Source organism: Halobacillus litoralis, from assembly GCF_009856415.1.
Lineage (GTDB): Bacteria > Bacillota > Bacilli > Bacillales > Halobacillaceae > Halobacillus > Halobacillus litoralis_C.
On record NZ_WMEZ01000008.1, the window covers coordinates 146,541 to 170,023 of the forward strand.

Here is a 23,483-nt window from a genome sequence, read left to right on the forward strand (position 1 = left end):
AAAGCACCCTGAGGAACAAGGGCGCTTCCGTACATCTAAGCATTTGCAGTAATATTTTGATCAGCAACGTCTGGATCAAATGGGTTCGTAGAGCTGAGTCCGTTGTTTGTAATAATCCAGTTTCCTGTGTTCAAAGCTCCCGACCCGGCATTCGTTTTGCCTGAAGATTTAGGGGACAGATAGAAAGAATCTCCGAAGTTAACTACACCACCACCGACGCTGTTAATACTAATAGGTCCGACAATAGCCGGCATCGCAATCGCCTCCTTTTTGGTGCGATTCAAGCATTATAGTTTTAAGGTATGCATGATGGGCAGTTATTGTTCTTCATTCTCGAGAACGCGAAAGTGTTTCGTATAGTTAGTTGCGTCGACATGATCCACCCCGCCGACTTGAAAAATCCCTGCCGTCGATACACCGATTACGCGTACTTGATCAACCTGTATCGGGCGATGGTGGTAAGTGAATGAGTTGATTTGAATAGGGGAGAGGGGTGGTGTGCTTTTCAATGAAAAAATAGAGTAGTCGTCAAAATCGTAAACATCGGATTTTACGCCGCCTTCTTTTTGTACCGCTAAGATCCTGGAATAGGGAGCGGCCCGGTGAACGTCTCCAATTTCCATGACGGATCCTATAGCTAAAGATTGGGTTTCGATCTCCTCTACATAAACCATCCGCTTAATCATCTTGTTCGTTTCCGCTTCCTTTACGATCAACATTGGCATTAGCTTCTTCAACAACCTCATCCTGAGTCCTGACAATGAGTGATTCTGGAGGCGTATCAAAAAAAGAATGTAAGCGAACCGTCTTATTGTCGCCGATCAAGAACAATGAAGAACCGGAAACGCCCGTCACGCGGATATTTCCGACATGCAGGCCGTAGTTGTGGACAATATGGTTCATTCCTCACCATCTCCTTCAAAAGTTTCGAAATACTGGGCAATGGAGTGTTGAATTTCCGTTTGAATTTGATGGAACAGGGTTTCTGGCGGTGCTTCTGGATTCTCGTTTCGATAAAATTCAAGGCGCTGAGGCAGTTGTTTCCGAATATCTGCGATCATTCGTTCTTTATGTTTATCACTCACTTGGATATCGTGATCCCGTACATAGTGGTTCATCCACCCAGGAACGTCAGATGTCATATACTCCTGCAGGAAATGTAGGGCCTGATCATCGGTTTGAGGTATTTGTTTATTCTGATTGCTGTATAGATCCCCGATTTCTGACAAGTCGGATCCGTTTGGAGTAAGGCCAATCTGCAGGGTTCCTTCGAGCGTCTCGATTTTCAGTTGATCAAATTTGTATTCAATTTTCTCAATAACCGTCCTCGGTGGGTGTTCGACCGATTGAAGCTCGTCGATTTTCTTTTGCAATTGATTGATCATTTTCTGCTGTTGTTCCATTTGATTCATCATTTGCTGGATCCATGACTGCCAGGATTGATATTGGTTCAAGTCCGCTCACCCCCTATCCTATCTTTATGAAAAAAGGGGGACATCTATGTTATGGAAAGTGGAACAAGCGTGCCAGCGCCAGGTTCTGGTATGAGAATTTCACCATCCTGTGGCTGGGCTTCCGGTGCAGGCTCGACGTATCCTCCTGAGTTATAGAGATCAGCTTTTGCCTGGATGACTCCTGAACTTCCAATTTGTACAACAGAGGAATTTGCCACTGTACCGATACGCAGGAAATGGATATAGATGGATTGATGAACTGTGAGATTCATAGATAAACCTCCTAGGCATTATTGACGATCGGCTGATCAATGGCTTCTGAATCGTTGACAAACGTATCTGCCCGGTTCAGCCTGATTCGTATGCCGTCGCCCGTGTTAAAAGATCCACCCCCAGCAAAGGTCTTTGCAGAAGCATATGGAGCCATATTGTACACATCACCGATATTGAAAATGCTCGAAGACGAGAGAGAAATTACTTTAACGGCTCCGACTTTTGCTGGCATAACGAAAAACTCCTTTCTACAGTTTATGAAACTTCATTGTCTAAATGACGTAAGAAAAGTAAAATAACTATCATAGGGGGAATACATATGAAAAGGAAAGGTTCACCTCTTCGTGAATCGGAACGGCTCGACTGGATCGATGCGGCCAGAGGGCTCGCGATTCTCGGAATCTTCATGGTCAATGTACCTGCGTTTAACGCTCCATATTTTTTGTATGGTGGTGCCGCGGAATTTTGGCCATCGCCTCTCAGTCATACCGTGCAAAATTTTATTGATATTTTTTTCCAAGCCAGTTTCTATACGTTGTTTTCCTTTATGTTCGGTTTTGGTATCCAAATGATGAAAGATCGTCTCGTTGAAAAGCAGATATCGTATCAGCGTGTCATTTTCAGACGTCTCCTTGTACTTACTGGATTCGGTCTCGTTCATGCTTTTCTGATCTGGCATGGGGATATTCTGCTTTCCTACGGAGTGATGGGTATAGTGCTGTTGGCATTTTTCAATGTGAATGATAAAGCCCTGATAGGCTGGGCGTTCGGGATGCTTGCATTCCTTGTGCTGCCACTGACCTTTTCACTGTACATGGTCAGAGAACAGGTTCAGGGCATCGTTAACCGGCCGGCGATTCAGGAAGCCTTGGTGAACTATGGGAGTGGGTCTCTCGTTGATATCTGGCGTCAAAACTTAGCGGATTGGGTATATGCCAATCAATGGGGAAATCTTCCATTTCTCGCTCTGAGTTTAATTCCTATGTTTTTATTCGGCATGTATTTTTGCCGCAAGCGGTGGCTTCATAAACCGGATCACCATTTGCGTTCCATTAAAACTGTATGGGTGTTGACAGGAATATTGTTTCTCATTTTCAAAGCAGGACCACATCTTTTCGGAAGCCCGGAGTGGTTTCAGCTGGCTCAGGATAGCATCGGTGGTTCAGCGTCCGCTATTTTTTATGTCTTATCTATTACTCTATTGTTCAAGACATCAATTGGTGCCCGTATCGTTCATCCTTTAACATGGGTCGGCCGGATGTCTTTATCTAATTACATTCTGCAGTCATTGATCAGCTTTATTCTTTTTTATACCGTCGGTTTTGGGTTATACGGTACCGTCCCACCGATAGGAAGTTTAATCATCGTCCTGGTTATCTTTACTGTTCAAGTCTTTGTGAGCAAGGCTTGGTTGAAAAAGTTCCGGTATGGTCCGTTGGAATGGTTATGGCGGACGTTGACGTACGGGAAGAAGCAGCCATTGAAGAGAAAAAGTGAGGCCGCTTCATAAGAGAAGGAGGCAGATGTCATGAATCGTGATCACCTCGTTAAAGAAAGTAGGAAGTGGGTAGAAGAAGCAATTATCAGTGAAGGTCAACGTGAACAATTGCTGGAACGCTACTCTAAAAAGCAGAATAAGCCAGTGCTGCTCACTTTTGCAGCTCTTTTCATAGGTCTTGCGTTTTTGACTTTCGTTGCTTCAAACTGGTCATATTTGACGGATCTCGGAAGAATGGTGATTCTTCTGACTTCACTGACGGTCTTTTATTTGTGCGGGGATTGGGTGTACAGGAAAAAATCTAAACGGGTCGGAATCAGCCTCATCCTGATTGCTCTTCTGATCTTTGGTTCCAGTATTTTCCTAGTTGGTCAAATGTATCACTATACATCCTATAGTGCGTTTCCATTCTTTTTATGGTCGATTGTGGCCTTTGGTTTGTTTCTCATTTTTAAAGACGATTTATTTTTTTACGCCACACTTGGGATTATGACGGTCGGACAGCTGTACAGCGGACTTGTTTTTCAGCATTTTCACATATGGCTTGGCCTTCTGTTCATTCTCGGATTGGGATGGTTCGTGTTGCGTTCACGGAAAGTGACTCAATTAGCTGCATTTGGCGCGAGTTACACGCTTCATGCTGTCATTCTCGTATTCAGTGAAGGCATGCCCTACTATTGGTTGATTGCGTTTTTCTTACTCTTGTATGTTGTGGAGGATTTCTTACTCGAAAAAGGGAATGTGCGGATATTTAAGACGCTGAGCATCCTGTCGGTTTTTACCATGCTGGTTTTGCAGGTTTTTTTCCTTGGAAACGAATATGTCGGTGAACTGACGGAGTCTTCGCTTTATTTCTTCCTTGCCTGGGCCATTTTGTTCTTCTTTTCTGTGGTAAGGTCGGCCATGAGTTCGACCAACTACTACTGGATTGATTTGCTGTTGTTTGTCCCGGTTTTCCGTTTTGAATCTGGAGATATGCTTTCCCTGCTCATCTTGTTTCTTTATTCCCTGCTGTGGTTGGTCTCAGGTTATCAACAGGAAGTGTCAAGGTGGGTCAACAAAGGGACGGTCGCTTTCCTGCTGACTACTTTTATTGCCTACTTTCAGCTCGCCTGGGATTTCATGGATCGTTCTTTGTTCTTCTTGATCGGCGGCATTTTATTATTTGTACTCAGTTACTTCCTAGAGAAAAAACGGCGCACCATCCATAAAGGAGGGGAAGAGAAATGAAGAAGCGCTGGTGGTTTTATGGACTTGTCTCTCTGCAGCTCCTGTTTCTTCTTCTCATGTCTGCCTCCTATTATGCGATGGATATCTGGGGACAGACGATTACTCTAAAGACGGCCCCTGTGGATCCACGTGATCCTTTCTACGGGGATTATGTAACGCTGGACTATGCCATCGAACAAATTCCTGAAGAGAAATGGTTGGTTGAAGAACCTTTAAATCGAGGAGAAAAAGTGTTTTTGCTGCTCGAGGAAAATGACGAGGAAATCTACGAGCTTGTAGAAGCCTCCACCTTATGGCCGGAAACAGAAAGCAATCAAGTGGTTCTTTCTTCTAAGTATCAATGGTCTGATCCTTCACTCCAACGATACCAAGTGGATATCGGCCTTGGAAGGTATTACATTGAAGAAAATACAGGAACGTTTTGGGAGCGGAGAGAAGAACAGGAGGTAGAGGTCGTTCTGGCCCCCTGGAAACAAAAGAAAATCGCTTCTCTTAAATAAGAAAGACGGCAGCCCTTTAGGTCTGCCGTCTTTTTTCATACTTAACTTAAAACTGCTTTGATTTGACTGATGGCCCAGTCCAGGTCATCCTGGTCAATCACGAGAGGGGGAGCAAAGCGAATCACATTTTCATGCGTTTCTTTACAGAGCAGTCCTTTTTCCTTTAACTCCTCACAATATTTGCGGGCAGGTTCTGTCATTTCGACACCGATAAAGAGACCTTTTCCGCGCACCTCTTTGATTTTCGGGTTGTTGATCGATTTAAGCTCCTGCATCATATAGTTTCCAAGTTCAAGCGAACGTTCTGCCAGTTTTTCTTCTTCAATCACTTCAAGGGATGCGACTGAAACGGCGCAGGCAAGTGGGTTACCACCGAATGTGGAACCATGGGAGCCTGGGTTGAAGACACCGAGGACTTCCCGATTTGCAACCACACAGGAGATCGGGAAGACGCCACCGCCGAGAGCTTTACCGAGAATCAGCATGTCTGGACTGACATTTTCCCAATCGCATGCAAACATCTTACCACTACGTCCAAGACCTGCTTGGATTTCGTCAGCAATGAACAAGACATTGTTTTCTTTACAAACGTCATACGCTTCTTTAAGGAAGCCTTCCGGTGGCATAACGATGCCGGCTTCTCCTTGGATTGGCTCAAGCATGAAACCAGCCGTATTTTCTGTGATCGCTTCTTTCAGAGCCTCAATATCTCCATATGGAACGAGTTTAATGCCTGGAAGCATTGGTCCGAAGCCACGTTTGTATTCTTTCTCAGAAGAAAGGGAAACAGCGGTCATGGTCCGGCCGTGGAAGTTTCCTGTACAGGCGATGATTTCCGCTTTGTCCTCTTCCACTTTTTTCACATCATAAGCCCAGCGTCTTGCCGCTTTGATGGCCGTTTCGACAGCCTCAGCTCCCGTGTTCATCGGAAGAGCCATTTCTTTATTCGTCAGCTTACAAATTTTTTCATACCAAGGACCAAGCTGGTCATTGTGAAAGGCGCGGGAAGTCAAGGTTACACGGTTCGCCTGATCGGTCAGCGCCTGAATGATTTTCGGGTGACGATGCCCCTGGTTGACGGCAGAGTAAGCGCTTAACATATCCATATAACGATTTCCCTCAGGATCCTCTACCCATACACCTTCCGCTTTAGCGATGACGATCGGGAGTGGGTGATAGTTCTTCGCACCATATTCCTGCGTTTGATCAATAATGTTTTGACTACTAATTACAGACATGCAATCCCTCCATTTTCATTTCAGTCTTTCATCATTATAACAGGTTTGCTCTTTATTTTCTTATAATTTAGAAAATGACTCCGGCATCAAAATGATAGGAATATACAGATCAGTCGTGGTATCATAATTCGTAGATTCATATGAAAAGGAGGATAACAAAATATGGCGCACTTACATATTACTTCATGGGTCATCGCATTCGTACTTGTCGGTCTTGTAACCATGTTCATCCGTAAAGGCAGTGAAAAAGCGGCAAAAATCTCTCACATGATTCTTCGTCTTTTTTATTTGCTTATTCTTTATTCCGGTGGTTCACTTTTTGCAAGCTACGCCGAATATGGCCCGCTTGTAATCATTAAACTGCTCGTCGGTCTATGGACCATCGCTTCCATGGAAATGGTTGCCGTCAAATATAAGAAAAAGAAACCAACAGGCATCTGGTGGGCTCAGCTTGTCATCGCTGGGATCATCGCGATTATTCTTGGGTTTGGTTTCTTACCAGCTGGAATTCTGCCAGCATAAAAATAAAGCTGCATGCGGCGATCGCATGCAGCTTTTTAATATCGAAAAAAGGGGGCTGTGTTTATGTGTCTGATGTTCGTCCGTTATTTGGGGGGGATAACGGTGATAACTATTATCAATTACAATGATAATCATTCTCACTATATATGTCAACACATTTTTTCATTTTTTCTCTCTTCCATAAAAGCTCCCTTTTCTGCTCAGTTTCGAGACTTTCGTTGAGTGGATGGGGGCGGAGGGGAATAGCTCGCTTTCCGCGGGAGCGCGGTGAGCCTCCTCGGACTTTAACTGCGTCCTGCGGGGTCTCACCATGAACTTTTTTCCTCTTAGCTATCCGGTTCCGGCGCCTAGCGGCTAGTGAGACTTCCCTCGCTTCTGTACGATAAGTCAATATCGAATCGCTACGCTCTTCGTGTTTCCTTTATCTCCGCAGCTCAGTCCAGTCCATACGCCGCTGACCAAGGCGCCTTCACACTTAAGCTAGGAGTCTCACCGTTTCCCCACGCCCACTTTTCGTAAGACATTCTCGAAACTACCTTCCAGTATTAAGAGCTTTTGTAGTTAAGAATCCTATACCGACTCAGATTAAGCAGGATTTCACAACACAACTGGGCAGGTTACTATAAGAAGGATTTCGAGAACCACATATGGCAAAGGGGCGGAGGGAAAAGGTGAGACTCCTGTGGGAAGTGCGTGGTAGATGAGACCCCGCAAAGCGTTAGCTCGAGGAGGCTCATCACTCGCCCACGGAAAGCGAACCTTTTCCCGGAGCCCCTAAACTCAAACAAAAGTCTCGAAATCAAGTCTTACACAATCCTGCCATTATCTTTAATAGTGCTGGAGGGTTTCATAAGGGGAACGATGCCATCATATAGTGAGTCATGATGGTTTTTTTATGTAAAAATCCAGCGCTGGAGCGTGACTTGCGCATTTCGTACTGAAAAAGGATGGTGAGGCTAGATGTGTGGAATTGTCGGATGGATCGATGCAGCACATAAAACAAAGGAAAAGGCTTCGATATTGGATCAAATGGCAAACACGTTGCAGCACCGCGGACCTGATGATTACCAGAAATGGGTCGAGGGCCCGGCTGCGTTCGGTCACCAACGTTTAATTGTTGTAGACCCTGCCGGAGGTAAACAACCGATGATCCGCAAGGCCAGGGATGAAGAATACATTTTATGCTATAATGGTGAGCTTTACAATACAGACGATGTCAGAGACCTGTTGAAGGCAAAAGGATGGACGTTCCAATCCCATTCAGATACCGAAGTGGTGCTCGTTAGCTACATGGAATGGGGAACCGCATGTGTCGACTATATGAATGGAATCTTTGCGTTCAGTGTCTGGGAGAAAAACCGTGAACGGCTTTTTCTAGCCCGTGACCGCTTGGGAGTTAAGCCGCTTTTTTACAGTGATAGAGGTGACGGAGTCATGTTTGCCTCTGAAATGAAAGCCTTATTAGCCCATCCCGAAGTTACATCTGCAGTGGACAGCGATGGTCTCCATGAACTTTTATCTTTAGGGCCATCGAGAACTCCAGGAGAGGGGATCTTCCAAGAAATCAATGAAATTCGCCCCGGGCATCGAGCTGTCTTTGAAAATGGGAAACTGAAAATCGACAGGTATTGGAACGTAAAAAGTGCTCCTCATGAAGATTCATTTGATAAGACGGTTGCACGCGTACGCGAACTATTTATGGATGCCTCCCAGCGCCAACTCGTATCTGACGTGAAACTTGGTACATTTTTATCTGGAGGCGTCGATTCAAGTGCCATTACGGCCGTGGCCGCTGAAAAATATAAACAAGATCAGTTGGGCGCGCTGCAGACGTTTTCCATCGACTATAAAGATCAAGAGAAATTTTTCAAAAAGAATGCCTTCCAACCAGATCGCGATGAGGCGTTCATCAATCTTGTCAGTGCACAAAATCAAACCAAACACTCCGTCATGGAAGCGAGGACGGAGGACCTTGTTTCGCGTTTGAAGCGGGCCGTGGAACTACGGGATCTGCCCGGGATGGCGGATGTGGATTCCTCTTTATTATGGTTCTGTGAGGAAATTAAAAACCATGTGACCGTTGCCCTTTCGGGTGAATGTGCGGATGAAATTTTTGGAGGGTATCCTTGGTTTTACCGAAAAGAAGATAAAGAAAGAAAAGGCTTCCCTTGGATCCGCTCCCTCAATGAGAGGGTTACTCTTGTCCGTCAAGATTTAAAAGGGGATATTGATATTGAATGGTACATGTTGAAGCGATATCAGGAGACTGTTGCAGAAACACCGCTGCTTACAGGTGAAGATGAAGATAGTAAGAAACACAGACAAATGTCATATTTAAACATGAACTGGTTTATGCAGACCTTACTCGAGCGAAAAGACCGGATGAGTATGGGAGCGAGCCTTGAGGTCCGTGTACCATTCAGCGACCATCGTCTCGTTGAATATGTATGGAATGTGCCATGGAGCATGAAGTTTCATAATGATCAGGAGAAAGGACTCCTGCGTCAGGCACTTCGAGGGATTTTACCAGATAAAGTACTTTTCCGTAAAAAGAACCCGTATCCGAAAACATTCCATCCTGACTATACAAAAGCTGTTTGTACGTGGATGGAAGAGACACTTGCAGATCCGAATGCGCCTTTGTTTGATATTTTTGATCGTGATCAAGTCCGGAAACTAAATGATTCGGAAGGGAAGTCGATTGATACACCTTGGTTTGGTCAGCTTATGACGGGGCCGCAGCTCATTGCTCATCTTTGCCAGATTGACCACTGGCTCAGAACCTACAAAGTCACCTTTTAACCAAACCGCCCGAGCAAGGGCGGTTTTTTTATTTCTCCCGAACCCACATAAGCTCCCTATTCTTGAAGGCTCAGTTTCGAGATGCTTTCGGGTTTCGTTTACCATAATGGGAGTTAGGGGTGGCTGGGAAGCTACTCGCTTTCCTGCGGGGATGACGGCAAGCCTCCTCGGACTTCGTCCTGTGGGGTCTTGCCAGCCAATCCATTCCCGCGGAAAGCGAGTCATTCCCCGCAGCCCCATCCACTCAATAAACAACTCGAAACTGAGTCTTCAAGAATCCTGTCATATTCTTTAATAAGGTTAAAACATAGGAATGTGTAGAAAATGTAGATAGGAAGAATATTTCCGTTGTAATTTTGTAGAATATTCAAACATCATTTACTGGTATAGACAACTATAATTCATGGTGGTAAGATGACTTCAGTAAAACGTTTTCAATTTGAAGGAGGTTAGCGATAATGCTAAGTTTTTTACAACGAATAGGTAAATCATTAATGTTCCCGATCGCTACTTTGCCGGCTGCGGCTTTGCTTGTGCGATTAGGGATGGAAGATATGTTGAATATTCCTTTTATTACAGCAGCAGGTAACGGAATTCTCGGGAATTTGGCACTTATATTTGCCATCGGTATCGCGATGGGATTTGCGAAAGATGGAAATGGGGCGGCTGCTTTAGCAGGTGCTATTGGTTATTTGGTCCTGGATGGTGGTATAGAGGCTATAAATAAGGACGTAGATATGGGGGTTTTTGCCGGTGTGATTGCGGGTGTGATCGCCGGAATGCTTTACAACAAGTACAATGATGTGAAGTTCCCGGACTTCCTATCTTTCTTCGGAGGTAAACGCTTTGTTCCAATCATCACGTCAGCGGTTATGGTAGTGCTTTCCTTTGTTTTCGGATATGTATGGGTGTACCCACAAGCAATTCTTGATTCTACGGCTAACTGGATTTTGAACGGGGGAGAACTTGGGGTAGGTGTCTATGGCGTGCTGAACCGTCTCCTTATTCCGGTCGGTTTACACCACGTGATGAATGCGTTGATCTGGTTTGACTTCGGGACGTTCACCACAGAGGCTGGAGAGGTTGTGCGTGGAGAAATCAATCGTTTCTTAAATGGCGATCCTTCCGCAGGTTATTTCCTGGCTGGTTTTTTCCCTGTCATGATGTTCGGTCTCCCGGCTGCATGTCTCGCTATGTATGCGGCAGCAAAAAAGGAAAGGAAAGCAGCGGTTGGAGGAATGTTTTTGAGTATTGGTTTGACCTCTTTTATTACAGGGGTCACAGAGCCAATTGAATTTTCTTTCATGTTCCTTTCTCCACTTCTATATGTCGTTCACTCCTTGCTGACCGGTGTGTCGATGATTCTCGCTTTTGTATTTGATGTCAGACATGGTTTCGGTTTTTCAGCAGGATTAATCGACTATTTACTGAACTACAACATTGCACAGAATCCGTTTACTCTGATTTTAATCGGATTGTTTATGGGAGCCATCTACTTCCTGATTTTCTATTTCCTTATTGTCAAACTGGATTTGAAAACACCAGGGAGAGAAGACGAGGATGTTGAAGATGGATCCACTGAAACAGAAAGCAGTGATTATGATGGGAAAGCCTCCCATTATCTACATGCGTTAGGTGGTCCTGAAAACATCGAAACCTTGGATTATTGTACCACTCGTCTCCGTCTTGAAATGAAAGATCGTGAGAAAGTCAATGAGAAGGAATTGAAGCGTCAAGGTGCACGTGGAGTGATGAAACTCGGAAAAAGAAACCTTCAAGTGATTGTAGGTACTTCTGTCGAGTTTGTGGCTGATGCGATGAAAAAACAAATGGAACATGGATCTCACGTTTCTGAAGGTACACAGAATGAAAAAGTACCACCTGAGAAGCAAGGAGCAGAAAAGGTTCCATCAAGAGAAGTAAAAGAAGAAGATTTTCAAATGCCGTTGAATGGAAAAGTGCTTCCTCTCTCTGAAGTACCAGATGAAGTTTTTGCCCAAGGGATGATGGGACCAGGCTTTGCCATTGATCCGTCTGAAGAAACTTTCCATTCGCCTGTTAATGGGAAGGTCCTTCAAGTTTTCCCTACGAAGCATGCCATCGGTCTTGAGCTTGAAAATGGATTGGAAATGTTGATTCACGTTGGCTTGGATACAGTTAAGCTGAATGGTGATGGGTTTGAATCTCTTGTTGAGTCTGGACAAAAAGTGGAACAGGGAACGCCATTGCTGCGTGTGGATCTTGATTTTGTCAAAGCGAATGCGCCTTCTGTAGTGACACCGTTCATCTTCACGAATGCGGAAGGAGCAACTGTGGAGCTTTTGAAAGAAGGATACCAGGAAAAAGGTCAAGAAGGGGTAGTAAAAGTAGCGGAAGGAGGCAAAGGAAATGAGTGATCTGGTGATTACGAACGTAACTGTTGTGACGGAAAACAGGACGATCCCCTCTGGTTCTGTAATGGTCCGCGATGGAAAGATAGAAGAAATTCATGAAGGGTCCGTGTTCAAGGATGAGGCTTTTGTCATTGATGGGAAAGGTAGAAACCTAACACTCCTTCCGGGCTTCATTGACGTACACATCCATGGAGCAAATGGTCATGACGTCATGGACGCTACGATGGAAGCTCTCCAAGGGGTGGCGGTTCAGCTCCCAAAAGAGGGGACTACGAGTTTTCTCGCCACAACCATGACCCAATCAAGAGAGAGGATTTCTCAAGCCGTCACAAATGCAGGGACGTATATGGATCAACAGCAAAGAGCTGGACAAGCAGAAGTTCTTGGCATTCACCTTGAGGGCCCCTTTATTTCCCCTTCCAAAGCTGGGGCTCAGCCTTTGGAGCATATTATTGCACCATCCCTCGAAATTTTTGAACAATGGCAAAACGCAAGTCAACAACAGATTAAACTCATAACCTTGGCTCCGGAACTGGAAGGGGCACTTCCTTTTATTGAAGAGCTTAGGAGAAAAGGTGTCATCTGTTCATTAGGACATAGCGAAGCCACTTTAGCCCAAGCCAATGATGCGGTGGAAAAAGGGGCGAGCCATGTCACCCATTTATACAATCAGATGAGTGGACTGCACCACAGGGAACCGGGCTTGGTTGGAGCTGCTTTTACGAACCCGGAGCTTCTCGTGGAGATGATTGTCGATCACATTCACATCCACCCGGAAGCGGTCCGATTAGCCTATCAGGTTCTTGGAAGTGACCGGACAATCCTAATTACCGATGCGATGAGGGCTAAGTGCCTTCCTGCGGGCAACTATGATCTTGCCGGGCAAAATGTGACCGTGAATCATGGAGAAGCACGTCTCTCTGACGGCACGCTTGCGGGCAGTATATTAACGCTGGATGAGGCAGCGCGAAAAATGCGCACTTTTGCCAGGGTTGACCTCAATGAATTGGTTAAAATGACTTCCACCAATGCAGCCCGTGAACTCGGGGTTTATGATCGTAAAGGGGACATTGCTAAAGGGAAAGACGCTGATCTCGTTCTTTTGGATGAAAATGGTTATGTGGTTACAACGATTTGCCGTGGAGTCATCAGTTATAATGGTAAAGGGGGAGCATCATGAACATCATCGTTGCAAGGGATTATAAGCAACTGAGCCAAACAGCTTCTCAAATGATTGAAGACCAAATCACCAAGAAGCCGGATGCTGTGCTAGGTTTAGCTACAGGTGGAACCCCTCTTGGCACTTACAAAGAATTAATCAATAGTTATAAACAGGGGCGCGGGGATTATCGTCTTCTATCTACAATCAACTTAGATGAATACGTTGGTCTGAATCCGGAGCATCATCAGAGCTATCGTTATTTTATGGATCAAAACTTTTTCCAATTTATCAACATTGATGCAAAGAACACGTACATCCCATATGGAAAAGCAGAGGGATTGGAACAAGAATGCAGACGTTATGAAGAAGTGATTGACACGATTGGTCCACCTGACTTGCAACTTCTTGGAATTGGAGAAAATGGCCACATTGGTTTCAATGAACCAGGCACTTCATTTGATAGTGAGACCCACATTGTGAACCTGACAGATTCAACGAGAGAAGCCAATGCCCGATTCTTTGAATCTAAGGAAGATGTACCGACAAAGGCGATTACGATGGGCATCCGTTCCATATTGAAAAGTCAAACAATCATTCTTCTGGCTTCCGGTGAACGAAAAGCTGACGCCATTCATGAATTGATTCATGGTGAGCCAGATGAACAGTTCCCTGCTTCTTCACTGAAAAACCATGATGATCTTACTTTAATCGTTGATGAGGATGCTTATAAGAAAGTCCAACAGAAAGGATGAACTCTTTGATAAAGAAAAACGTTCCGTTACCTTTGTATTATCAAATTGAAGAGTACCTAAAACAAAAAATCGAAGAAAAAGAGTTTGAAGTTGGTAAAATGATTCCGTCCGAGCGTGAGCTTTCTGAACGTTTTGAAGTCAGTCGCATGACCGTAAGGCAGGCCGTGACGAATTTAGTGAACGCTGGTATCCTTTATCGCGAAAAAGGAAAAGGGACGTATGTGGCAGAAAAGAAAATCGAACAACCGCTTAAGGGTTTGACGAGCTTCACGGAAGACATGAAGCAGAGAGGAATGACATCGAGCAGTCAACTGCTGGCCTTTGATGTCATTGAAGCACCAAGGGATATCCGTGAAAAACTGAATCTGGGTGAACAGGATGAAGTGTACTGTATCCAGCGAATAAGGATTGCCGACGATAAACCAATGGCGATTGAAACCACGTTCATGCCTCTGGAATTGCTGCCGCATTTAACTGAAGATATTGTACATGGTTCGATTTATAACTATGTAGAGCACGATTTAGGCAAGGCAATCAGTCAAGCACGCCAGATTATCGAGGCACGTGCAGCAGATGAGAAGGAAGCCGAATATTTGAACATTTCTCCTCATTCCCCGGTGCTTCATATTGAAAGGAAAAGCTTTCTTGCTCACAGTGTTCCTTTTGAGGTTGTTAAATCTACCTACCGTGCCGATCGTTATAAGTTCATCACGGACATTGATCGATAAGGGGTTCGAAATGAGCTATTTAACAAAAGTTTCCCAGAAATTGTTGGATGTTGAATCTTCCCAGGCCCATAAATTCGAGCTCGTTAGTGAAAACCTCTTCCGGATCATTGAAGCGGGAGGAGTTATCCATACATTTGGTTGTGGCCACTCCAGTTTACTTGCTCAGGACATTTATTATCGGGCGGGAGGACTTGTACCTGTGCAGCCAATATGGATCGAAGAATTGATGCTGCATCGAGGAGCACGGCAGGCTAGTGAAAATGAACGCCAATCTGGAGTGGTTCAAAAATATTTAGAATCGGAAGACTTGCAGAAAAAAGATGCCGTCCTGATTATTTCTACTTCCGGTCGAAATCCAGCTCCTATAGAAACAGCCATTTATTGTAAGGAGAAAGGTTTGTACACCGTAGGTTTGACCTCTCTTGCCTATAAAGGAAGTCAACATTCGCGTCACAGCAGCGATCAGAGGCTTGAGGATATCGTAGATGATGTCATCGACATGGAAGTTCCTGTAGGGGATGCGATCATGCAAAAGGGGAATCGATCTTATTCACCCGTTTCTTCTGTGGTAGGAGCGGGAATTTTACACGAACTCATGACAAGAACGATTGAAAGAATCGAAAGAGGCGGAGAAACGCCCCCTGTTTTCAAAAGTGGAAATGTCGACGGCTCTGACCAACATAACCTAAACATGATGCAAGCCTACAAACGTATCACTTTCTAAAAAATTATTGTTTTTACTTACAACACACAGGTAGTGGAAGACATCTACTTTTTAGATAGGGGTCCGTTTCTCTCCGAGCACCCCTGACGCTAAACAAAGCAACGAACCCCGAAAACATCTCGAAACGGAGTCATAAAGAATAGAAAGCTTAAATTGGAATACCAATCTGTTAAACAGACCTTCCGTAGGTCTGTTTTTTAATGGAGAGAGGGAGACCTGTGTCAATTTCATGGAGAATCGAGCAGGAGATTGACGGGGGAAGGGGGGAAAGGCTACTCTAGAATGAGGTATGACATCTGTAAGGGGGACACAGAAGATGAAAAGAACACGAATGCTGTTGGCCTGCCTCCCGTTTTTGCTAGGGTTGCCTATGGGTGCAGAGGCTGCAGAAAACGGAGAGAGACAATGGCAGGATGAAAGCGTTTATTATATTGTTGTCGATCGATTTATGAACGGAGACATGAACAACAATGAGGGAGTAGATTTGGAAGATCCCAACGCTTATCATGGCGGTGATTTATCAGGGATAGTCGATCAATTAGATTACATAAAAGAATTGGGTTTTACTACAATTCAACTCTCCCCGATCATGCAGAATGAAGGAGATAGCTACCACGGTTTCCATGTTTCGGACTTCCGTAATGTTGAAGAACATTTCGGTACAATGGAAGAAGCGAGACAAGTGGTGGAAGAAGCCCATGCCCGTGATATAAAAGTGATTTTTGATCTTCCAATTGGTTTTGTATCACAAAGCCATCCGTGGGTGGAAGATGGTGATAGGTCCGAATGGCTGACTGGAGAAGAAGTAGCCAGCGAACACCCTTGGTTTAATCAATTGGTCGAGGTTGATGTGAATCAGGAAGCTGTAAGCACTTATTACAAAGAAACGATGGATTTCTGGAAAGAAAAAACAGAGGTGGATGGTTTCAGGGTCATTACGAATGGGGCGGATTTAAGTGAAACCTCCTTGCAGGAAGATCCACGAATCATGTACACTTCATCGATAAAGGAAGATCACCCGTTCAGAAAAGAGGCAAGGGAAGCTTTTAGGCAAGCGGGCAACCCTTTAACCGATCTATTAACTGAAGAGGATCTTACTCAGCCCCACCATCTCGACTTTTACGATGTTTCTCGTTTTACACATGAAGCTGTCGTAGAAGGACAAAATCCTATCACAAGGTGGCAGATGGCTTTAACGCATTTATTTACGGCGCCGGGCGTTCCAGTCGTTTACTACGGAACAGAAACCCCATTGGATGATGGAGGAAATCCGCAAAATCTCCCGATGATGAATTTTAAGGCCGGGGATGAAAAGCTGAAAAAACGGATAGAAAAACTGACTTCGATGAGAGAGCAGTTTCCAGCTCTCACAAGAGGGGATTATCGCGAACTATACAATGAGGATGGGCTTGCCGTTTTCAAACGCACGTATGAGGATAATGAAATGATTGTTGCCATTAATAATGCGGAAGAGACCCGTACAATGACCTTGGAAGAACTGGAAGATGACCACCAGTTGAGAGGCTTGCTTCACGATGGTCTTGTCCGCCAGCAAAGCGACGGCTCCTACCGCCTTGGTATGGAACGTGAAACAGCTGATGTCTTCATTGTTGAGCCTAATAGCGGCTACAATTGGTTGTTCATAGGATTCGTGGGTGGAGTACTCTCTTTGTTTGTCATTGCCGTCACGGCAATCAGCTTAAAGAATCGTAAAGCGGATAAAGGATAAACGAAAAAACAGGGCCCTTTTTAGGCCTGTTTTCTTTTTAATAGTGCTTTCTGGAGAATGTTCCATATGTTCCACTCAACGCCCTCATGCCTATAACTCTAAGCAGAAAACATGTGAAAAGCATTTATTCTTCATCAGACCGGCTCTTTCTTTTCTTACGACGCCAGATCCATAGGGCGATAACGATTAGCACCGGTACAAGGACTGGTGAGTAACCGACTGCTGCTACAAACAACCAGGAAGCGACATTTGCTAATCCGTTGATACTGTTGAAAAAGGCTTGTTTTGTTCGTTCCCATGTATTCAAGTCTTGTTGGTCGACTCCACCAACGAGCACTTTGGTTTCAGTAAAGGAAATGGTGATGGTGGAAAAGTCACTTTGATTTTCTAAGTAATTCATCTCGCCTTTAAGGGATTCGATGTCTGCTTGTACGCGTTCAAGATCCTGGGATATTTTCACTAAGTCTTCCGTGGCGCTGGCTTCTTCCAAAAAACTCAAAAGTCTTGCTTCAATTTCTTCTTTTGCTTTTAACCTGGATTCAAGGTCCACGTAATTCTTCGTCACGTCTCTACTATTGATATTTCTGGACTTAATTTGGTCTGATATCGTCTCAAAACCACTTAATAAACTCTCGAAATTTGGTTGAGGGACGCGAATCCGAATATGACCCTGCCTGTTTCCGCGTTCGGTCCTTTGAACATTGGTTTCCACCATATAGGCTTCATGTTCATTCATATGTGATTGGAGGTTTCGTTGGAATTTGTCAAAATCTTTGGTTTCAAGGTCGATGTGTGCTTCGTAGATCATCATTCTTTCTTTCTGCGCTTGCGTCTGCTCCGTTTCATTTTCTGCTGCTTCCGATAGGCCGCTTTTCGATGCATCCTCTGACTCTTTGTTCATCGAGTCATTGACACTGTCAGTATTACTTTCACTTGTGGATTCTTCCGTTGTGATTTCTTCGCTGCTGTCTTCTCCGCTGCATGCGGCAAGCAGCGTGATGAGGGTGAAAATAAGTAAGACCGTTATTCTTTTTCTGTACATAAAAGACCCCCTAAATTAGACTTAGCAAGGCAAGAGGGGGGATGCTCAATCGAAAGAGCATCCCCAACCTCCCTTCGCCTTTAGTTATCCGGCTTCAGTGTCCAGACACTCGAGACATAAGTCATTCCACTCTGTGGCAAAAAACCACGGCGTGGCCTGACTTATGCTTGTCGTGTCTACCAGGACACTTCCGCACTTAACTCATTAGTCGTAATTAAGGGAGTAGGGTTACATGTATTTGGGAATGTTTATTTATAAGTGTCATTCAAGAAAAAGAGGGCAATGGTGCCTGGGCCGGCGTGGGCTCCAATAGTTGCTCCCACATAATCAATATGGATTTCTTTTGTTCCATAGGTTTCTCTGATCATTTCCGCGAGCTGTTCGGCTCTTTCCAGGTCGTCTCCGTGGCTGATGGCCATTCGTTGGTTTTGAAGGTCTGCGCCACGCTCATCCATGACTTCGATCATGCGCTTCAATACTTTTTTTGATCCGCGGATTTTTTCAAGAGGAATGAGTTTTCCTTCCTCCATATGCAAGAGGGGCTTAATTTTCAGTAATCCGCCTACAAATGCCGCTGTTCGGCTTACGCGGCCTCCGCGCTGTAAGTATTCCAGGTCATCGACTGTGAAGATGTGTTCCATATGAGTGGCATGGTATTGTCCAAGTTCTAGGACTTCATCGTACGAGGCGCCCTCCTGTGCCAGTTCTGCAGCTCGTAGAACAATGAGTCCGTAGCCAAGGGAAGCAGCTTTTGTGTCGATTACTTCGAATTGGGCGTTCTTATACTCTTCTTTTACTTCTTGTTCAATCATTTTTGCCGTTTGGTATGTACCTGATAGTTCGGAAGAGAAAGCAAAATAAATGAAAGGTTGTTCTTTTTCAGCTAAAGAAGTGAACGTTTCTCGAAAAGCTTGGGGGGAGACTTGGGCTGTTTTAGGTGCTTCTCCGTTTCGCATCCGGTCGTAGACTTCTTTTGGAGTGATGTCGATTCCGTCTTCATATTCTTCTTCCTTGATAATGACTTTTAATGGAAGGGAATGGAGAGAGAGTTGCTGGACCTTTTCTTGGTTCAAATCACTTGCAGAATCACACAATACTTGTACATGCATACGCGTCACCTTCTATTTTTTAGGATGTACTTTTAGTTTAGGCACAAACCGCGAGATAGTCAAAATATACTGTTTGCAAACCATCCGACAAAACTTTACACGATTCTACCAAATTTATCTTGATTTTACTCTACTACGGTGATAAAAATGAATAGATGAATTTAGGCAAGGAGGTCCGCTATTGTTTACAGTTGAAATAAAACGTATCTTGATTGTTCTGTTCGGCGCCGTGTTAAATGCGGTTTCGCTGAATTTATTCTTAATTGAAGCCAATGTTTATGCGAGTGGGTTTACAGGGGTTGCCCAGTTGCTCACTAGTATTTTGAATGATTTTGCTGGCATACCGGTCAGTACAGGTATTCTACTATTCTTACTTAACATCCCGGTCGCCATTCTTGGTTGGCTGAAAGTAGGGAAAGGTTTTACAGTATACAGTGCCATATCCGTCGCTTTTACTACTCTATTTCTTGAATTGATTCCTGTCCAGCAATTATCTGAGGACATCATCCTCAATGCTGTATTTGGGGGAGTCATCGGCGGGATGGGTGTTGGAATCACTTTGAAGTGGGGTGCTTCCACAGGTGGTCTTGATATCGTAGCAATGGTTCTGTCCCGGATGAAAGACCGCCCAATCGGCATTTATTTTCTTATACTTAATAGTGCAATTATTGCGATTGCCGGTTTATTATATAAGCCGGAGAATGCGCTCTACACGTTGCTGACTTTGTACGTGACCACAAGGGTCATTGATGCCGTTCATACACGTCACGAGAAACTGACGGCGATGATCATTACATCGAAAGCAGCCGATTTAGAAAAAGCGATCCACGGACACATGGTGCGCGGAATTACCACGTTGCCGGCGAGAGGAGCTTTCACTCAACAGGATAAGAATATGCTCGTCATGGTCATCACAAGATATGAACTCTATGATTTGCAGCATATTATTCAGGAAGTGGATCCTCAAGCCTTCACGAACATTGTGCAAACGACAGGTATTTTCGGTTTCTTTAGAAAAGATGACCAATAGTGTAACTTTTTCCATAAACAAACGACTCATGAAATAAGTAGAAAAAAATAGAGGAGTGGGGTCATGAAAAAGTTTTTGGCCATTTTGTTAGGATACATGGTGCTTTCGTTAGCAGCATGTGGAAATGAAACAGAAAATGAAGCGAGCGGAGAAGAAAAGGAGGATCAGATGACGGAACAACCATCTGAACAAGAACCAGAAGTGGATGTGGAAGCTCTTATTGAACAAATAGCCATGGACGCGATGGTTGAAACGACAACAGACACGGCTACCTTCAACTTTTCTTTAGAAAATGCCGGGGAAGAGCCGGTCACACTTGGATTTACTTCCAGTCAAAAGTATGAAGTGCAGGTGAAGAATGAAGCAGGAGAAAGTGTGTACACCTTCTCTGCTGATAAAATGTTCACACAGGAATTGACGACAGAAGAGTTGACGCAAGGGGATGTCTTTGATGTGAAAGAAACGTGGACGGGGATTGAAAAACCTGGAACTTATGAAGCAACGATGACGTTTCTTGTAAATACAATCAATGACCAGCCTTTAGAAGCGAATCCTTTCCAAGTGACGCAAAGCTTTACGATTGAAGAGAACACAGAGAAGGACGAAGAGTCAGCAGAGGAAGATTCTGAAAAAGATGCACCAACATCTCAACATGATGGGGATGGCCAGGCTTTTCGTGACATAACCGTCACAGGAGAAAAAGGATCGTACGTCGTTAAGGGAGAGGCCCGTGTCTTCGAAGGAAGTTTCATGTACAGTGTCGAAGACGGTCATAATGTGCAAGTAGAACCCACAGCTTTCCAGGTCGATGAAGGAGCTCCGTCCTGGTCTACATTTGAGCTGGAGATTGATATTCCTGAAGAAGATCTGCCGATGTTTGGGACCCTGACCCTTACGTTGTTTGAAGAAAGTGCAAAGGATGGAAGTCCGACGAATGTGAATTACATCCCATTAGAAAACTTCCAGCCGGAAGAATAAAAAAATCCGCCATGATGGCGGATTTTTTTTAATAGCCGTATTCTTCTAGTGTACTCATCACCTTAGGAGTCAACTCGTCCCAGTCAGCCTGAGGGAGCTTATTGACTGTGATGAAGTTTTGGAAACCGAAGACGTTATCAACGCCATCAAGTTCCATCAAGTCATTCATGATTTTGTGCTCGCTTGTTTGACCAGGCATGACAGACACACTGCCGTCCCCTTGGAAAATCATAGACTCAGTTGTGAATTTACGTGCATTAGGATTGGGTGTTTCCTGTACTTGAATCGCCATAATAGTATCCTCCTCTGTTACGTCTCTTCTTATTTTATCAAAAAATAACGACCTTCAAAACTATGAACCTCTTTGATATATGATTGCCCTGTAACTGTGGTACAATGAGAGCAATGTTTAGGAGGTGTGTGCGATGGAATCAAGATTGATCGAAGTATTGCAGCCGATTAAAGAGAATGATTACACGCTACCTGAAGGTCAGAACTTACAAGAGCTCACCACTATGATGCTACAAAAAATAGGATCTGTCCATCCTGTATTGAGAGATGATTTGATCCATACGATATTTACGACGTTTATTGAACGAGGTCATTATACAAATGAACAGTTAAAAAATATACTGCAGTCAGTGTTGAATAAAAACTATTTATTCTACCGGATTGGAACTTCGAAAAAAGAAGAGGATGCTGTATTCAAACGCAGTTTTTCTGTACTGCTGATTCCACCTATTATGGAAAAGCACAGACATTCCCCATTTTTGAAAGAAGAAGAAGTCCACCGGGTGTGGGATCACCTGAAAAAATATATGCAGCAAGAAAAAGATCACCGCGGGTATGTGAAAGATAAAGGATGGGCCCATGCCATGGCACATGCGGCGGACGCGATTTACAGTGTAGCTGCCTGTGATGAAATTACGAAAGAAGAAATCCTGGAGATGCTTCCTGTAATTAGGGGACAGTTCTTGATCGATCATCCCTACCTGTTTGATGAAGAGGAGCGGATGGTGACAGCGGTTATGAAAATGTTCGGGAAAATCAGCCATGCTGAGCGTGTCGAGTGGCTGGAAACATTGCTTTATATCCGTGACAGCTGGCAGAACCCCAATGAGGATATCATCATCAATAACAGCAAGCACTTGATGAGAGCTCTTTACTTTCGTATGCTCGAAGGGGATTATCGAGAGCTTAGGCAGGTTTTAGAGATGCTATTAAGGGAACTTAGGAAACAGGAAGCTTACTAAAACCTTGGAGGATGCGTATGATTCGATGGGGAATCTATATAGGGACAACATCTGGAATTGTTCTTGGTTTGTATATGTGGTTTGTAGAGAAAATAACAGGAAAGAAAGTGTACACATTATTGATGAACGTAGACTTTATCCCTGTTATTGGGGACATCGATTGGCCTGTTGTGATGGAGTGGCTTTTTCACATGATCATTTCCTGGATTATCGGTATTCTCTATAGTTATGCGTTTATGCGTAAGTTGAAGGAAACCAACCGGAATCGATGGGGCCTGGCCATTCTTCTTACAGCCTTTGCTGCCACAACCTATGTACCGCTAACGATTTTAGCGATTAAAGAAACTCCAGCTCTCACGGATGGGACAGCGATTTTATATTGGCTAATCGGCCATGTCCTATACGCATTCACATTAAAGAAGTCGTATTACAGATTCGAGTAGAAGGCCGGGAATACTCCCGGCCTTTATGTATTTTATGCTCTCCTCCGTTCTTGTTTGGTAATGGCAAGGGCCACAAGAATGGCTCCGATTGCTTGAATCCAGCTTCCTAATGCAGAAAAATGACCGGCATCTATTCCTTCCAACTCACGTCCTGCTGCAAGGGCCTGAATAGAATTCCCAACGACTTCTAATAATTCCCCATTTAATTTATAGGCGTTCGTTAAAGAAGGATCCGCTTCGAATGTTACAGAAAATCCAACAAGTCCCCCTAAGGCTTGTAGCAGATTCCCTTTTATCACAAGGTTCAGATCGTCTCTCTTTTCTAAGTCCGTTAAAATACTGTAGATGATCGTAGAGTTTCCTGCTGCCTGAATGATATTACCTGACGCAGAGAGGATAGAATCTGAATCATTCGCCACAACTCCATTTCCAGTTGCCTGTAATGTATTCCCAATAAGATTAAGACCTTCATCATCGTCACCTGTGTTGGCATTAATTGACGCATTTACGGCTGAAGCAACGGTCCCCGCCGCAACGATCCAAGAACCGATAAGGGTTTGGTTGTTCTGCCTGCCCATATTCATTCCTCCTTTCTTTATGGTACTCCGGAATGGACGAATGGT

Annotated in this window: 26 protein-coding genes; 15 read left to right on the forward strand and 11 right to left on the reverse strand. The window is 44.3% G+C overall.

The window, feature by feature from the left end:
* Positions 1–35: 35 nt before the first annotated feature.
* The 6 genes from GLV98_RS16960 to GLV98_RS16985 form a co-directional block, all read right to left on the reverse strand.
* A complete protein-coding gene (locus GLV98_RS16960; protein WP_160917249.1) occupies positions 36–254 on the reverse strand; it encodes a spore germination protein in 219 nt (72 codons plus the stop codon).
* Between the two features lie 63 nt (positions 255–317).
* Positions 318–719: a spore germination protein GerPE gene (locus tag GLV98_RS16965; RefSeq protein ID WP_237417174.1), complete on the reverse strand. Its 402-nt coding sequence runs from the start codon at positions 717–719 to the stop codon at positions 318–320.
* Entirely contained in the window at positions 679–903 is a 225-nt protein-coding gene (locus GLV98_RS16970; protein ID WP_160917250.1) for a spore gernimation protein GerPD, read from the reverse strand. Before GLV98_RS16970 ends, GLV98_RS16965 begins: the two co-directional genes overlap by 41 nt.
* Positions 900–1,454: a spore germination protein GerPC gene (gene gerPC, locus GLV98_RS16975; RefSeq protein ID WP_160917251.1), complete on the reverse strand. Its 555-nt coding sequence runs from the start codon at positions 1,452–1,454 to the stop codon at positions 900–902. The genes GLV98_RS16970 and gerPC overlap by 4 nt, the downstream gene beginning before the upstream one ends.
* 44 nt (positions 1,455–1,498) lie before the next feature.
* Complete coding sequence (locus GLV98_RS16980) at positions 1,499–1,726, reverse strand: spore germination protein GerPB (RefSeq protein WP_089654243.1); 228 nt, start codon at positions 1,724–1,726, stop codon at positions 1,499–1,501.
* A gap of 11 nt (positions 1,727–1,737) precedes the next feature.
* Positions 1,738–1,959, reverse strand: coding sequence for a spore germination protein (locus tag GLV98_RS16985; protein ID WP_160917252.1), 222 nt, complete (start codon positions 1,957–1,959; stop codon positions 1,738–1,740).
* A gap of 87 nt (positions 1,960–2,046) precedes the next feature.
* Between GLV98_RS16985 and GLV98_RS16990 the strand changes: the two genes are divergently transcribed.
* From GLV98_RS16990 to GLV98_RS17000, 3 genes are read left to right on the forward strand one after another with little or no spacing between them, the layout of a single operon-like run.
* Entirely contained in the window at positions 2,047–3,237 is a 1,191-nt protein-coding gene (locus tag GLV98_RS16990; RefSeq protein WP_160917253.1) for a DUF418 domain-containing protein, read from the forward strand.
* Positions 3,238–3,255: 18 nt separating this feature from the next.
* Positions 3,256–4,455 (forward strand): DUF2157 domain-containing protein, encoded by a 1,200-nt coding sequence (locus GLV98_RS16995; RefSeq protein ID WP_160917254.1) that lies wholly within the window; start codon positions 3,256–3,258, stop codon positions 4,453–4,455.
* On the forward strand, positions 4,452–4,955 hold the full coding sequence (locus GLV98_RS17000) for a GDYXXLXY domain-containing protein (protein WP_160917255.1): 504 nt from the start codon (positions 4,452–4,454) through the stop codon (positions 4,953–4,955). The genes GLV98_RS16995 and GLV98_RS17000 overlap by 4 nt, the downstream gene beginning before the upstream one ends.
* A 41-nt stretch (positions 4,956–4,996) precedes the next feature.
* Here the strand turns inward: GLV98_RS17000 and GLV98_RS17005 are convergent, their stop codons facing one another.
* Positions 4,997–6,193, reverse strand: coding sequence for an ornithine--oxo-acid transaminase (locus GLV98_RS17005; RefSeq protein WP_160917256.1), 1,197 nt, complete (start codon positions 6,191–6,193; stop codon positions 4,997–4,999).
* A gap of 162 nt (positions 6,194–6,355) precedes the next feature.
* Here GLV98_RS17005 and GLV98_RS17010 point away from each other — a divergent pair, with 162 nt between their 5' ends.
* The 8 genes from GLV98_RS17010 (at position 6,356) to GLV98_RS17045 (ending at position 17,005) form a co-directional block, all read left to right on the forward strand.
* Positions 6,356–6,715 (forward strand): YisL family protein, encoded by a 360-nt coding sequence (locus GLV98_RS17010; protein WP_160917257.1) that lies wholly within the window; start codon positions 6,356–6,358, stop codon positions 6,713–6,715.
* 960 nt (positions 6,716–7,675) lie between these two features.
* Entirely contained in the window at positions 7,676–9,517 is a 1,842-nt protein-coding gene (asnB, locus tag GLV98_RS17015) for an asparagine synthase (glutamine-hydrolyzing) (protein WP_160917258.1), read from the forward strand.
* 458 nt (positions 9,518–9,975) lie between these two features.
* Entirely contained in the window at positions 9,976–11,913 is a 1,938-nt protein-coding gene (gene nagE, locus GLV98_RS17020; RefSeq protein ID WP_160917259.1) for an N-acetylglucosamine-specific PTS transporter subunit IIBC, read from the forward strand.
* Positions 11,906–13,090, forward strand: a complete 1,185-nt coding sequence (gene nagA / locus GLV98_RS17025) for an N-acetylglucosamine-6-phosphate deacetylase (RefSeq protein ID WP_160917260.1) — start codon at positions 11,906–11,908, stop codon at positions 13,088–13,090. Before nagE ends, nagA begins: the two co-directional genes overlap by 8 nt.
* Complete coding sequence (gene nagB, locus GLV98_RS17030) at positions 13,087–13,824, forward strand: glucosamine-6-phosphate deaminase (RefSeq protein WP_160917261.1); 738 nt, start codon at positions 13,087–13,089, stop codon at positions 13,822–13,824. Before nagA ends, nagB begins: the two co-directional genes overlap by 4 nt.
* Before the next feature lie 5 nt (positions 13,825–13,829).
* The gene (locus tag GLV98_RS17035; RefSeq protein WP_160917262.1) at positions 13,830–14,552 is read left to right on the forward strand and encodes a GntR family transcriptional regulator; all 723 of its coding nucleotides are present in this window, start codon (positions 13,830–13,832) and stop codon (positions 14,550–14,552) included.
* 10 nt (positions 14,553–14,562) lie between these two features.
* The gene (locus GLV98_RS17040) at positions 14,563–15,276 is read left to right on the forward strand and encodes a sugar isomerase domain-containing protein (protein ID WP_160917263.1); all 714 of its coding nucleotides are present in this window, start codon (positions 14,563–14,565) and stop codon (positions 15,274–15,276) included.
* A 316-nt stretch (positions 15,277–15,592) separates the two neighbouring features.
* Complete coding sequence (locus GLV98_RS17045) at positions 15,593–17,005, forward strand: alpha-amylase family glycosyl hydrolase (protein ID WP_160917264.1); 1,413 nt, start codon at positions 15,593–15,595, stop codon at positions 17,003–17,005.
* 124 nt (positions 17,006–17,129) lie between these two features.
* Here GLV98_RS17045 and GLV98_RS17050 read toward each other — a convergent pair whose 3' ends face one another.
* Together GLV98_RS17050 and GLV98_RS17055 are read right to left on the reverse strand one after the other, a co-directional pair.
* Positions 17,130–18,047, reverse strand: a complete 918-nt coding sequence (locus tag GLV98_RS17050) for a DUF4349 domain-containing protein (protein ID WP_160917265.1) — start codon at positions 18,045–18,047, stop codon at positions 17,130–17,132.
* Positions 18,048–18,295: 248 nt separating this feature from the next.
* The gene (locus tag GLV98_RS17055) at positions 18,296–19,156 is read right to left on the reverse strand and encodes a DegV family protein (RefSeq protein ID WP_160917266.1); all 861 of its coding nucleotides are present in this window, start codon (positions 19,154–19,156) and stop codon (positions 18,296–18,298) included.
* 181 nt (positions 19,157–19,337) lie between these two features.
* Here GLV98_RS17055 and GLV98_RS17060 point away from each other — a divergent pair, with 181 nt between their 5' ends.
* Together GLV98_RS17060 and GLV98_RS17065 are read left to right on the forward strand one after the other, a co-directional pair.
* Complete coding sequence (locus GLV98_RS17060) at positions 19,338–20,186, forward strand: YitT family protein (protein WP_160911968.1); 849 nt, start codon at positions 19,338–19,340, stop codon at positions 20,184–20,186.
* 63 nt (positions 20,187–20,249) lie between these two features.
* Positions 20,250–21,164: a BsuPI-related putative proteinase inhibitor gene (locus tag GLV98_RS17065; RefSeq protein ID WP_160917267.1), complete on the forward strand. Its 915-nt coding sequence runs from the start codon at positions 20,250–20,252 to the stop codon at positions 21,162–21,164.
* Positions 21,165–21,192: 28 nt separating this feature from the next.
* On the opposite strand, the gene GLV98_RS17070 is transcribed toward GLV98_RS17065, so the two are convergent.
* Positions 21,193–21,456, reverse strand: a complete 264-nt coding sequence (locus tag GLV98_RS17070; protein WP_089654261.1) for a NifU N-terminal domain-containing protein — start codon at positions 21,454–21,456, stop codon at positions 21,193–21,195.
* 133 nt (positions 21,457–21,589) lie between these two features.
* Between GLV98_RS17070 and GLV98_RS17075 the strand changes: the two genes are divergently transcribed.
* Positions 21,590–22,417: a DUF2785 domain-containing protein gene (locus tag GLV98_RS17075; RefSeq protein ID WP_160917268.1), complete on the forward strand. Its 828-nt coding sequence runs from the start codon at positions 21,590–21,592 to the stop codon at positions 22,415–22,417.
* A 17-nt stretch (positions 22,418–22,434) separates the two neighbouring features.
* On the forward strand, positions 22,435–22,860 hold the full coding sequence (locus GLV98_RS17080; protein ID WP_160917269.1) for a hypothetical protein: 426 nt from the start codon (positions 22,435–22,437) through the stop codon (positions 22,858–22,860).
* A gap of 32 nt (positions 22,861–22,892) precedes the next feature.
* Here the strand turns inward: GLV98_RS17080 and GLV98_RS17085 are convergent, their stop codons facing one another.
* Positions 22,893–23,438, reverse strand: coding sequence for a DUF6944 family repetitive protein (locus tag GLV98_RS17085; protein ID WP_160917270.1), 546 nt, complete (start codon positions 23,436–23,438; stop codon positions 22,893–22,895).
* Between the last annotated feature and the right edge of the window lie 45 nt (positions 23,439–23,483).